The 12,308-nt window shown below is 68.5% G+C and carries 9 protein-coding genes and 1 riboswitch; of the genes, 4 read left to right on the top strand and 5 right to left on the bottom strand.

Features of this window, described 5'->3' with window-relative positions; translation table 11 throughout:
• Positions 1-153: 153 nt before the first annotated feature.
• Positions 154-903, top strand: a complete 750-nt coding sequence (locus Y710_RS04760) for a helix-turn-helix domain-containing protein (protein ID WP_062366595.1) — start codon at positions 154-156, stop codon at positions 901-903.
• Here the strand turns inward: Y710_RS04760 and Y710_RS04755 are convergent.
• Positions 893-3,931, bottom strand: coding sequence for a hypothetical protein (locus Y710_RS04755; RefSeq protein ID WP_231875677.1), 3,039 nt, complete (start codon positions 3,929-3,931; stop codon positions 893-895). The genes Y710_RS04760 and Y710_RS04755 overlap by 11 nt on opposite strands.
• A 225-nt stretch (positions 3,932-4,156) precedes the next feature.
• Positions 4,157-5,527 (bottom strand): FAD-binding oxidoreductase, encoded by a 1,371-nt coding sequence (locus tag Y710_RS04750; RefSeq protein WP_062366591.1) that lies wholly within the window; start codon positions 5,525-5,527, stop codon positions 4,157-4,159.
• A gap of 144 nt (positions 5,528-5,671) precedes the next feature.
• On the opposite strand from Y710_RS04750, the gene Y710_RS04745 reads away from it, so the two are divergent.
• Complete coding sequence (locus Y710_RS04745) at positions 5,672-6,499, top strand: alpha/beta fold hydrolase (RefSeq protein ID WP_062366589.1); 828 nt, start codon at positions 5,672-5,674, stop codon at positions 6,497-6,499.
• Positions 6,500-6,568: 69 nt separating this feature from the next.
• Here Y710_RS04745 and mgtA read toward each other — a convergent pair whose 3' ends face one another.
• On the bottom strand, positions 6,569-9,325 hold the full coding sequence (gene mgtA / locus Y710_RS04740; protein WP_062366587.1) for a magnesium-translocating P-type ATPase: 2,757 nt from the start codon (positions 9,323-9,325) through the stop codon (positions 6,569-6,571).
• Between the two features lie 263 nt (positions 9,326-9,588).
• A riboswitch (M-box (ykoK) riboswitch) is annotated at positions 9,589-9,766 on the bottom strand.
• A 376-nt stretch (positions 9,767-10,142) separates the two neighbouring features.
• Here mgtA and Y710_RS04735 point away from each other — a divergent pair.
• Both Y710_RS04735 and Y710_RS04730 read left to right on the top strand, forming a co-directional pair.
• Entirely contained in the window at positions 10,143-10,697 is a 555-nt protein-coding gene (locus Y710_RS04735) for a S1 family peptidase (RefSeq protein ID WP_231875676.1), read from the top strand.
• A gap of 118 nt (positions 10,698-10,815) precedes the next feature.
• The gene (locus Y710_RS04730; RefSeq protein ID WP_197462911.1) at positions 10,816-11,169 is read left to right on the top strand and encodes a VOC family protein; all 354 of its coding nucleotides are present in this window, start codon (positions 10,816-10,818) and stop codon (positions 11,167-11,169) included.
• Positions 11,170-11,203: 34 nt separating this feature from the next.
• Here Y710_RS04730 and Y710_RS04725 read toward each other — a convergent pair whose 3' ends face one another.
• Positions 11,204-11,704: an O-acetyl-ADP-ribose deacetylase gene (locus tag Y710_RS04725; RefSeq protein WP_062366585.1), complete on the bottom strand. Its 501-nt coding sequence runs from the start codon at positions 11,702-11,704 to the stop codon at positions 11,204-11,206.
• A gap of 40 nt (positions 11,705-11,744) precedes the next feature.
• Positions 11,745-12,230, bottom strand: a complete 486-nt coding sequence (locus tag Y710_RS04720) for a PPOX class F420-dependent oxidoreductase (RefSeq protein ID WP_062366583.1) — start codon at positions 12,228-12,230, stop codon at positions 11,745-11,747.
• Between the last annotated feature and the right edge of the window lie 78 nt (positions 12,231-12,308).

The following is a 12,308-nucleotide window of genomic DNA, read 5'->3' as shown; positions in this document are numbered from 1 at the left end:
ATCTCGGTTCGGCGCACGGGAGACGGCCCAGCGCGCACATCTTATTAGGCAAGACTAAGCTAATGGACCGAACGACCGGATTCGGTCCGGACGTGACACGATCTGCCGACCAACCTGACATGCCGGTCGCCGACACGATGAGAGGTGTGAACGATGGCCGAACGCGTACCGAGCCGCCTCGCGACCCTGGTCCCCGGCGCCGCTCCGAAGTTCCTGGGGCACGGAACGCACAGCCACCACCTCCCGCACCTCATCTACGTCGCGGCTGGTTCGGCGACACTCGACGTCGCCGGTGAGCAGGTATTGCTCGCGGACCAGGAGGCCGTGTGGCTGGCGGCCGACCTTCCGCATTCGGCGCGCTACTCCCCCGGCAGTCTGGTCCTGGGCCCGCTGCTGTCGCCGACGACCACCCCACCCGAGCCGGTGCATCGGCTCGGCTCGGTGCCCGCTCTCACCGCCGTGATGACCGGTGTGCTCGGGGCAGCGCCCTCGACCGCAGAACAGGTCGCGGTGTTCCGCGAGGCGATCGAGGAGGTCCTGGCCGGATTGAGCGGCCCGTACTTCGCCCTGCCGATGCCGCGACATCCGGTGGCGGCCGCGATCGCGGTGGAGGCACCGCTGTCGGCACGGCCGCTCGACGAACTCGCCGACCGGCACGGAACGAGCGTCCGGCACGTCCAACGCCTGTTCGTGTCAGAGACCGGGATCCCGTTCCGGCAGTGGCGAGTCCGCGCCCGGCTCAACGTGGCGATCGACCGCCTGCGCGCGGGCTCCTCCGTCCGCCGCGCAGCGCTCGCGGCCGGCTACGAGACCGCGTCGGGCCTGCAGAAGGCGCTGCGGCGTGAGGCCGGGGTGGACGCCGAATCGATTCGATCCGCTCGCCGCACACGACTCACTTCTTAGCGCGCACCCGGTCGAGCGCGTCCGAACGCACCGCCACCGCATTCGCGATCAGCAGGTCGGCGGCCACCATAGCCGGACAGTAGTCGGCCAGCGTGGCCCACATCGCGCGACCCTCGTCGGTCAGCACCGGCTGCTTGAGCCGGCCGTACGCCTGCAGGCGCCCGATGGCCGCGAACGCCAGCGATTGCATCGAGAGCAGCATCCAGGGATTGCTGATCGTGTCGACGCCGTCGAGCGCCTCGTTGCGCGCGGCGATCAGGTCGTACAGTTCGGGCGAGGCGCGGCGTACATCGCGCAGCGTCTTGTTCACGTACCGCGGCGCCTCCAGGCTGACCGGATCGGTCATCCACTCGGCGCGGCGATGGAAGGCCTCGATGGTCGCCGCGGTCCGCATGTCGAGATCGACCAGCGGGCCGGGAACGATGCGGAAACGTTCGAACAGCGACTCCACCTGCGCCCGTGCCATCGCGTCGACGGCCAGCACGTTCCGGTCGAAGACACCGGTCCGCGGGTCCTCCATGCGGCCGGTCGCGATCACCCGGAGCAGATCGTCGCCGCCGCGTGTGGCCAGGTAGGACTGCAACTCGTCGCGCTGCGGACTGGCCGGGTCGACGATGGCCGAGGTCGCGAGGAGGCAGCTGACGTACGGGTTCGGGTGGGCGCCGTCGTACGGCTCGGGTGCGGTGAACACGCGCTCGGCCAGTCCCGACCGGATCAGCAGCGCCGGGATGCGCGAGGGCGCCACCGGGCTGTCGCCGAGGGCGATGAGCGAGGCGGTGGGGTCCGCGGTCAACAACTCATCGGCCGGAGCCCCGACCGCCTCGATCGGTGCCGCATCGGGGGCGGGCGCCGCCACCTCCGCGGCCTGGACGGTGTCCAGACGCAGCCATTCGGCGGTGAGGGCGTCGGCGCCGGCTGCGGAGTCCGCCACCGGCGCCTGAGAGGTGGACGCCGAGCGCGCCACGCGGGCTACCTCCGCCTCCCCGGAATCTCCGTGCTCATCCTCGATCAACGCGACGAGGCTGCCCCGCAGAAGCCGTTTGGCGGCGTCGACGACCGACCTGGCCGCGAGGGTGAACTCAGTGCCCGCGCGGGAGTCGGCCGCCCATTCGCGGACGATGTCGCCGTCCCCGTCCAGCAGCGCGAACGACACGTCCACGGCGCCGGGCACCCGGACGGTGAGACGACCGGCACCGGCGTCGTCGACTCCGATCGTCGGCAGTGAGGTCTGCCAGGCCGATGGGTGGCCCGGATGCTCGAAGCGGATCTCGGCGTGCGGCGGACGGATCAGCAGCGGCAGATCGTCGTCGCCCGCATGGACGGTCGCGACGCGTTCGGTGTCACCGGGACCGAACGCCAGTTCGCCCTCGTCGATCTTGAGTCCGGTCTCGGCGACGAGTTCGCTCACCGATTCCGCGAGTCCGTCGGCCTGCGGCAGTCGGACGACGGGATCATGGGTCACCTCGAGCCCTTCGGCGAGCACCACCGTCAGTCGCCGATCGAGTCCGTACGAGTCGCCGGCGGCGATCTCGAACCGTCCCACCAGGGGTTCCTCGAGACCGTCGAACGGGTCGGCCGAGGTCACGTAATCGGCAGCGGCCCACGGATAGTCGATCAGCCAGTCCAGGTCGCCCGCTCGCCGCACGCGCACCCGCCACTCCTTGGTGTCGTCTCCGTCGTGCGCGGGCAGATCCACCAGCGGGCGTTCGCCGTAGACGGGATCGCCGTCTGCCGTGGTGACGCCCGCGATCGGCTCCGGGAGCGCGTAGGCCGGCGACTCCACCGGCAGGATCCGGCGCGTGCGCCCGGCTCTTCCATCGCGTTTCAGGGTCAGTTCGGTGTGCCCGGCAAGGTCGACGGTCCGCAGTTCCCAGCCCTCCCACGGGGCGGGCACGGTATCGGTCACGGCGATCTTCCTCCGTGTGCCCGAGACCAGGTCGGCGTCGCGCGGCATCAGGACGAGCACCTCTCCCGCCGGCAGCGACTCGAACCGCGAGATGCGACGGCCGTCGTCGGCGAACACGATGATCGGGTCGGCGGGATCGAACAGAGGTACCGAGCGTCGCACGCCGGTGTCGAGCCGGATCAGGACGCTCTCGCGCACCGCGACGCCGATCGGAAGTGCGATCGCCTCACCGGCCGGAACCGCGAGTTCCTCCGGGGCGTCGCCGGTCCACACCCGCCACACCGCGGCGTCGTCCCGCGCGGGAACCACGATCCGCACCTCGCCGTCGATCGCGTCGAAGCGGAGGTCGGGCGCGCGGTGGCGGCACAGGTCGCGCGCGGCGGCATCGTCGTTCAGGAAGGGAGTGCGCCGCACTCGGTCGAGCACCGATTCGAGCATCGCCCGCGGGAGATCCGCGGTGCCCGGAGTGATCGCGTCCGGCGTCCAGGTGTCCGGATGCACGACCGTCGCGAGCAGAAGTTCGCACAGGCGATTGAGAAGACCGACGGCCACCTCGGGGGCATGCTGCAGCAGCACGCGATAGTCGGCGGGCAGGGCGCGGCGCCGGTGCTCGAAGCCCTGCTCGGTGAGGCGTTCGAGAACGGCGACGCCGGTGGGCTCGTGCCCGGCTGCCACATGATCCTCGATCACCCCCACGAGCGCGTCCACCGTCGGCACGGTCGGACCCGCGTGGAGCTTCAGCAGCGGCACCACCGAGCTCTCGCGCAGCGACGGCACGTCGCGGAGCCCGCATTCGCGCAGCAGGTCGCCGATCAGCTGTCCGACCACCGTCTCGAACGCCGGATCCCGGTCGCGGCCGATGGCATCCCAGAAGTCCGGCCAGTAGTGGTCCTTCGGGTCGGTCCGCAGCGCCGCGTGACCCACCAGCCCGGCGAGGGTCAGAGCGGGGAACCGCATCAGCAGGGCGATGTACGCCCCCGGCGGGATCTCCCCCATCAGGGCACCGATCTGGCCGCGGGCGCATCGATACTGTCGCGCGTCGAGGTCCGCGTCCAGCACCAGCCCGTCGGCGGTGAAAGCGTTCCGCAGCTCGGCTTCGAATCCGGTCGCACGATCAGTCACCGAAGTGGTCATTCGAGCGTTCTCACCACACCTTTTCGCAACGTCTACCGACCCCGGGGCAGGGCCGCACCAATGGGTGGCGATCAATTGGGGAGGCCACCGAGACAGACGGACATTACCCGGTGCCGAGAGCTTTCCCCGAACCCGCTTCGAGGTCTGTGTCCATGTTCACGCGGGCTTGACGAACGCCTCCCGGACACGCTCACCGTAAGTCGACTGATGGCGCTACGAGAGCATCACGCCGGGGTTCAAGAGCCCCTTCGGATCGACGGCCGACTTGATCATCTCCATCAGGTCCATGACGTCGTCGCCCACCTGGTCGCGAAGCCATCCCTTCTTGAGCCGGCCCACACCGTGTTCGCCGGTGATGGTGCCGCCGAGCGAGATGGCGAGGTCCATGATCTGGCCGAAGGCGCGGTTGGCGCGGGCGGTCTCCTCGGCGTCGGCGGGGTCGTGAACGATCAGCGGATGGGTGTTCCCGTCACCCGCGTGGGCGATCACCGAGATCAGCACGTCGTTCTCGGCTGCGATGGCGCCGACGCCGTCGATCAGATCCGGCAGGGCGGGCAGCGGCACGCCGACGTCCTCGAGCAGCAGCGCGCCGATCCGCTCCACCGCGGGGATCGCCGCACGCCGCGCGGCCGTGAACGCCTCCGACTCGACCGGATCCGACGTGGCGAAGACCTCGGCGGCCCCGCAGGCGCCGAAGGCCTCCTCGATCAGCGCCACCTCCGCCGCACCGGCGGGTCCCGGCGCGTCCGACTGCGCCACCAGCAGGGCGCCCGCCTCGCGATCGAGGCCCATCTTCAGCATGTCTTCGACGGCGTTGATCGAGACGCCGTCCATGAACTCGAGCATCGCCGGCCGGATCTGGGACGTCACCGCCAGCACCGCCTCGACGGCCGCCCGGACCGACCCGAACGAGCCCACGACGGTGCAGGCCGGAGCCTGTGGCGGCAGCAGTCGCAGTGTCACCTCGGTGACGATGCCGAGCAGGCCCTCGCTGCCGACGAACAGCTTGGTCAGTGGCAGGCCCGCGGAGTCCTTCAACTGCTTGCCGCCGAGCCGGAGCGCCCGGCCGTCGGCCAGGACCACTTCCAGGCCCAGCACATAATCGGTGGTGACCCCGTACTTCACGCAGCACAGCCCACCGGCGTTGGTCGCGACGTTGCCGCCGATGCTGCAGATCTCGAACGACGACGGGTCCGGCGGATACCAGAGCCCCTTCTCGGCCGCGGCCGCCTTCACCTCGGCATTCAGCATTCCCGGTTGGGTGACGGCGGTGCGGGTCGCGGTGTCGACGGTGAGCTGCCGCATCTTCTCGGTCGAGATCGTCAACGCGCCGTCGACCGCGGTCGATCCTCCCGACAGGCTCGTCCCAGCGCCCCGGGTGATGATCGGCACGTCGTGGGCCGCCGCCCATCTGACCGCCGTCTGCACGTGCTCGGTCGTCATCGGCCGCACCAGCGCTGCCGGTGTCCCCGCGTCCGGGTCGTTGGCGCGGTCGTATCGATAGGCGCTCAGCACGTCGGGGTCGGTGATCACCATCCCGCGGGGCAGCGACTCGATCAACGACGTCAGGTCCGGTGCAGTCATGGGTCCACGATAGGCAGCACCGGAGTGTGCGGACCGGTGAACGAACCCTTGACCGGGCCTCGGGCACCACATAGCGTTCGGCAGAGAGAGTTTTTCCGTTACCCGCGGTTACGTAAATTTCCGCGGCTTGCCTCGGGAGCAGTCATGGAGACCTTTTCGCGAGCCGGCTTCACCTTCGACGTCGCCGACGCGGGCACCGCCGACAACGGCACAGTCGTTCTGCTGCACGGCTTTCCGCAGACCTCGCAGTCGTGGACCGGAGTATCGGAGCGATTGAATCAGCGGGGCTACCGCACCATCGCGCCGGACCAGCGCGGCTACTCTCCCCGCGCCCGTCCGCGCAGGCGAGTCGAGTACCGCATCGGCGAACTCGTCTCCGACATCGAGTCCCTCATCATCCAGTCCGATGCGCGGCAGGTGCATCTGGTCGGCCACGACTGGGGAGCGCAGGTGGCGTGGATGCTGACCGCCACGCGACCGGACCTGGTCGCCACGCTCACCACCGTCTCGGTGCCGCATCCCGCGGCCTTCCTGAAATCGATGCTGCAGAGCGACCAGCTCCGCCGCTCCTGGTACATGGCCGCCTTCCAACCGCCCCGCCTGCCGGAGCTGCTGATCGCCCGGAAACCCGAGTTCTTCGACCGCATGCTCGCCTCGACCGGCATGGACGATCAGATGATCGCCGACACCCACCGGCAGATCATCGACTCGGGGGCACTGACCGGCGGCCTGAACTGGTATCGCGCGCTTCCGTTCGGCCGCCCCGGCGCTCTGGCGCGCCGCATCACCGTGCCGACCACTCACGTGTGGGGCGCAGGCGACACCGCGTTGGCGCGCCGCGGCGCCGAGCTGGCCGGAGACTACGTCGACGCCGACTTCCGGCTCCGGATCCTCGAACACGCCAACCACTGGATCCCCGAACAGAACGCCGCCGAACTGACCGAGATCATCCTCGACCGGATCGAGAACTGAGAACTGTGAAAACTTTGGCTCCCGGAACGGTGTGAGAGACCGTTCCGGGAGCCAAAGTTTCTGCCGCGGTCAGATCCACGCACCGTATCGGCGCACGAACATCCGCTTCGCCACTTGCGTCACGACGCAGTACCCGACCAACGTGACGATCAGCCACGGGAAGTACGACCACGGCAGCGGCACCAGACCCAGGCCCTGACCGAAGCCGGTGAAAGGCAGGACCAGTCCGAACACGCAGACTGCGGCAGTGGCGAGCACCACCGGGAGTCCGGCCCGGGACTGGACGAACGGAACCCGGCCGGTCCGCAGCAGATGCACGATGAGCGTCTGCGAGATGATCGACTCCACGAACCAGCCGGACTGAAACAGCGCCGCGTGAACCGGTGAGTTCGCCGCGAAGACGAACCACATCAGCGCGTAGGTCGTGATGTCGAAGATCGACGACAACGGACCGATCCGCACCATGAACCTCCCCAGTCCGCGGCTCTCCCACTTGCGCGGACGCGCCAGGTCCTCCGAGTCCGCGCGATCCCACGGCAGAGTGAGCATCGCGAGGTCGTAGGCCAGGTTCTGCACGAGCACCACGATCGGAATCATCGGGATGAACGGGAGCAATGCGCTGGCGACCAGCACCGAGAACATGTTGCCGAAATTCGACGACGCCGTCATCTTGATGTACTTCATGGTGTTCACGAAGGTCCGCCGGCCCTCGATCACTCCCGATTCGAGAACAGTCAGGTCCTTCTCCAAGAGAATGATGTCGGCCGATTCCTTGGCGATGTCGACCGCCGTGTCCACCGAGATTCCGACATCCGCGGTCCGCAGAGCGGGCGCATCGTTGATGCCGTCGCCCAGGAACCCGACGGTGTGTCCCCGCGTCCGCATCGCCTCGACGATCCGCGCCTTCTGCGTGGGGTTCACCTTCGCGAACACACTGGTGCGCTCGGCGAGTTCGGCGAGCTCCTTCAGGGACAGGTCGTCGATTTCGGCGCCGCTCACCACCCGCCGGGCGTCGACGCCGACCTTCCGGCAGACGGTGGCGGCCACCATCGGGTTGTCGCCGGTGATCACCTTCACCGCCACGCCGTGTAGCCGCAGACTGGTGATCGCCGCCGCGGCCGAATCCTTCGGCGGGTCGAGGAACAGCAGGAACCCGACGAGCGTCATGCTCGCCTCGTCGTCCTTGGTGTACTCGTTCTCGGTGAGACCGCCCTCGGGGTGGTCACCGCGTTCTGCGACGACCGACCGGACGGCGACGGCGAGCACGCGCATTCCGAGCGCATTCTGTTCCGCTACCAGATCGTCGAGTTCGGTGCGGCGCTGGACGGTCAGCGGCAGTTCGGTCCCGTCGCGACGTTCGGCGACGCACCTGTCGAGCAGTTCCTCCACGGCCCCCTTGGTGACGATCAGGCGCGACAGTCCGTCGTCCACCACCACCGACAACCGCCGGCGCTCGAAGTCGAACGGAATCTCATCGACGAGGGTGTACTCGCGTTCGATGCGGCGCACGATCCGCGAGCCGGCCGAATCGAGCACCGCGTCGTCCAGCAGATTCCGCAGCCCCGTCTGAAAGTGTGCGTTGACCGCCGCGTACCACAGCGGATCGTCACTGTCGTTCGCCGTGACGTCGATGTGCCGCTCCAGAACGATGCGGTCTTCAGTGAGCGTTCCGGTCTTGTCGGTGGCCAGCACATCCATCGCGCCGACGTTCTGGATGCTGCCGAGCCGCTTGACGATCACCTTCCTCCGCGCCATGAAGTTCGCGCCCTTGGCGAGGTTCGCGGTCACGATCAGCGGAAGCATCTCCGGCGTGAGTCCGACGGCGGTCGTGACGCCGAACAGGAATGCGGTGGTCCAATCCTTGGTCAGTCCGTTGATCACGAACACCACCGGCACCATCACCAGCATGAACCGGATCAGCGTGTAGCTGACCTTCTTGATCCCGACGTCGAAAGCGGTCTCCGGTCGCTCACCGACGATAGCCTTCGACATCGAGCCGAAATAGCTGTTCCTTCCCGTTCCGAGGACGACGGCGGTGCCCGATCCCGACACCACGGAAGTGCCCATGAAGGCCAGGTTGGGGGCATCGAGCAGGTCTGCTGCCGTCACCTCGACGACCTGTTCGGCGGTCTTCTCGGCGGGCAATGCCTCGCCGGTGAGCATGGCCTGGTTGATCTGGAGGTCGTTGACCGCGATCAGCCGCACGTCGGCCGGGATCATGTCGCCCGCCGCGAGCCGGACGATGTCTCCCGGCACCAGGTGCTCGACCGGGAGTTCCTCGGTCACCGCGACGCCCCGCCGGTTCCGGGTGACCGCCGCCGTCGTCCGGACCATCGCCTTGAGGTTCTCGGCCGCCCTCCCCGACCGGTACTCCTGCCAGAACCGCAAGATCGCGCTGACCAGGACCATCGCACCGACAGTGACGACGCCGGTGTAGTCACGGCCGCCGGCCGGATCGGCGAAGACTACATCGGTGAACACCATCACGACGGCCAGGAATACGAGGATCGCAATGAAGGGGTTGACGAAGGCGCGAGCGAATTGCACGACCACCGGCGCGGGCCTGTCATGATCGAGTTCATTGGCGCCGTAGCGGAGTCGGCGTGCACCGACCGCCTCGTCGACGAGGCCGTCGAGCGAGGTCGACTGCGCGGAAAGCACCGCGTCTGCGGTGCCGGTGGCGGCGTCGAGCAACGCTTGCACGCGCGTGGAGTCGATGGTGCTGGTCGTGGCCTGCCGGCGCACGTCGGCGCCGGATGGCCGGCTGTCGTGCGAGTGCTCGGCGCGTCGGCCGAGCACGTCCAATGGAGTGCTGAAATTCTGCATGAGGAATCCCCGGTGATTCGGGCACGACGGAGCCCCGCGCTGCCTGGGGCAGCGCGGTTCTCCACGCCAGTGCGAGGTGAAAGGAATGGGACGGTGACCCGGGCAGGACCGTTCTCAGCGGCCGTCGCTACGAGAGCCGAGGCCGGTCGGCCTGCGCGGGTACGGCAATCGACTACTTCCGTCGTCGCTCACGGCCGATCACCTCCTCACGCTCGGCATACACGACGCGCACGAGGAGGCCGGAACCACGGAGATGGATCGACGAACGACTTCCACGTAAGAGCTTCGGCACTGCACGACGTGTCCGTCCGCGGGAGCGGACGGAAGCCACTTCGGGTCAACCCTTAATCCGGGAGGACCTGTCCTAACCTTGGGCGTCTCTCGACGTCGTGAGATCAGTGGCCTGTGTTCGTGCAGGAGCTTCGCCTAACGAAGTGCTTGCCCGACCATTGTGCGTCGCTACACGTGACACCGCAACTCGAGCGGCGCGCCGGAGGCGTTGTTCTCGGCGAATCCGGCAGATCCGCGTTTTGAGTTCGGCCCGCTGCTGTGCTGGACTGACTCCGGATTCGGCATATCGTCGCAATTCCATTGCGGGGGAAGGCTGTCGGCCTTCGGTACCGGCACTGCGCCGTGTCGCGGCGTCGGTCGACTACCCGATCGGCACATTCTGGGGAGGATGAATGAAGAGACTTCGTACAGCGGTGATCGCGATCGGCGCTGCCGCCGTCGCGCTGAGCCCGGCCGCGGTCGCGCACGCCGCGCCGGCCGCCGCCGTCGGAGGCGGGAGCGGCATCGTCATCGACAATCGGTCGCTGTGCACGGTGACCGCGTCGGTCACGACCGCGGCGGCAGGCTGGTCGGCCTCACCGCCGGCCACTGCGGCGATGTCGGCGACGCGGTCAGCCTCGAGCGCAACCGCCGGGCCGGCACCATCGGCCGGATCGTCACCAAGAGCAAGGGCTGGGACGTCGCCGTCATCCGCCTCGATCCGGCACGCGTCCGCGCGGTCCGCACCGTCGGGCACGCCCGGATCACCGGCGTCGGCGTCTATCCGCAGCCGTTCAGCAATGTCTGCAAGGCCGGTCGCACCACCGGATTCACCTGCGGTCCCACTCTGCTGGTGAACGGCTCGCGAAGCTACAGCTACGTGTGTTCGGCACCCGGCGACTCGGGCGGGCCGATCATCGAACGCGGACGCGTCGTCGGGATGCTGAACGGCTCGCTGCGTCTGGCCGGCCCCGGCACGTCGATCGCGTGCGTCGATCCGGCACTGCCGGTCTACACGCCGATGGCGGCCACGAAGATGACCGACATTCTGCGGTCGCTCAACGCCAGCGGTCTCGTCGGCGCGGGATTCCGTACAGTCTGACGCCGGAGCCCACCGCCGGAGCGGACCGATTCTCACGGATCGGTCCGCTCTCGCCGTCTCGGCGGGCGCGAGTACTAACGTCGAAGCCGAGGGTGACGCCGAACCGAGGGAGCCGACTGTGCGCACCATGAAGATCAGCACCAGCATCCCGGTCGACGACGTCGACCGCGCCAAGTCGTTCTACACCGACTTCCTCGGCTTGCGCGAGGAAGAGTTCAACATGGGCTGGGTCGCCCGCTGCACCGACCCCGATTCCGGCGCGCACGTCCAACTCGTCTCACGCGACAAGACCGCCCCGGTCGATTCGGCACTGTCTGTGCACGCCGACGACGTCGACGCTGCCTACGCCGAGGCACAGGCGGCCGGATACGAGATCGTCTACCCGCTGACCACCGAGGAATGGGGTGTCCGCCGGTTCTTCGTCCGTGCACCCGACGGAACCGTGCTGAACATAGTTCAGCACCGTGACTGAACCGGGACCCCGGAAGCGCCGCAACCGCGGATGCTCAGTGCGCGACGGCCTCGCGCAGCAGTTGTTCGAGCGCGCCGTCGAACGCCACGAGCAGCACCGACGACACCCCGGTCGGCGTCGCACGGACCGTCTGCACCGCCGCCGCGGCGGCGTCGTACTTGGGCCACCCGTACACACCGGCACTGATCAGCGGAAATGCGACGGTCGCCGCCCCCAGCGTGTCGGCTACTTCCAGCGACCTGCGGTAGCACGACTCCAGCAGCGACCGATCCCTCTGTCCCGCTGCGTAATTCGGCCCCACGGTGTGGATCACCCATCGCGCCGGGAGATCGCCCGCGGTGGTGTGTCCGGCATCGCCGGTCGCGAGGCCGTCCGGAAACCGTGCGATGCAGTCACGCAGGATCGCCGGCCCGCCGGCGCGATGTATCGCGCCGTCCACACCCCCGCCGCCCCGCATCGCGTTGTTGGCCGCGTTGACGATCGCGTCCACGTCGAGGGTGGTGATGTCCGCGCGCACCACGTCGATGCTCGCCATCGTCTCCTCCGTCTCCTCAGTGTCCTCAGTTCCCGTGTCCTCAGTTCTCCGCGGCGTCCAGCCGGTCCGCGACCTCCTGGGGGAAGCCACCGGTCGCGATGGGCCCCCACCGCTGCGGCGTGATCCGGATCAGGGACTTGTTCTGCAGCCGCATCGCCGCCCGGTACTCGTCCCAGTCCGAGTGCTCACCGGCGATGCTGCGGAAGTAGTCCACGAGGGCGTCCTCGGCCTCGGGCATGTCCAGGACCTCGGCCGTCCCGTCGATCTGCACCCACGCATCGTTGAAGCTCTCCGAGAGCACCAGAACGCTGACGATCGGGTTCCTGCGCGCGTTGGCGGTCTTCGCCCGGCCCGGATACGTCGCGATGACGATCCGGCCCTGATCGTCCACTCCCGCGGTGACCGGTGACATCTGCGCGGTGCCGTCCCGCCGCGTCGTCGAGAGGATCATGTGATGCCGCGATCGGGCGAAGTCGAGGACTTCGGGCAGGGTCACAGAGGTATTGGTTGCGATGGTGCGTGCCATGTCGCCGAGGGTAGTCCGAGCACTGCGCTCCGGACAGGGCTCGGCGATCATCGGTCCGGCGGCGCCGCCACCGTGAGC

This window comes from Gordonia sp. QH-12, from assembly GCF_001578675.1.
In the GTDB taxonomy this organism is placed as follows: Bacteria; Actinomycetota; Actinomycetes; order Mycobacteriales; family Mycobacteriaceae; genus Gordonia; species Gordonia sihwensis.
The sequence above is the reverse complement of the archived record's forward strand: the minus strand, read 5'-3'. Positions and strand labels throughout refer to the sequence as shown.

Excerpts from the sequence above, each read along its gene's own strand:
- Y710_RS04760 (WP_062366595.1), top strand. The coding sequence starts at position 154 with ATGGCCGAACGCGTACCGAGCCGCCTCGCGACCCTGGTCCCCGGCGCC.
- Y710_RS04750 (WP_062366591.1), bottom strand. The coding sequence starts at position 5,527 with ATGACTGCACCGGACCTGACGTCGTTGATCGAGTCGCTGCCCCGCGGG.
- Y710_RS04745 (WP_062366589.1), top strand. The coding sequence starts at position 5,672 with ATGGAGACCTTTTCGCGAGCCGGCTTCACCTTCGACGTCGCCGACGCG.
- mgtA (WP_062366587.1), bottom strand. The coding sequence starts at position 9,325 with ATGCAGAATTTCAGCACTCCATTGGACGTGCTCGGCCGACGCGCCGAG.
- Y710_RS04725 (WP_062366585.1), bottom strand. The coding sequence starts at position 11,704 with ATGGCGAGCATCGACGTGGTGCGCGCGGACATCACCACCCTCGACGTG.
- Y710_RS04720 (WP_062366583.1), bottom strand. The coding sequence starts at position 12,230 with ATGGCACGCACCATCGCAACCAATACCTCTGTGACCCTGCCCGAAGTC.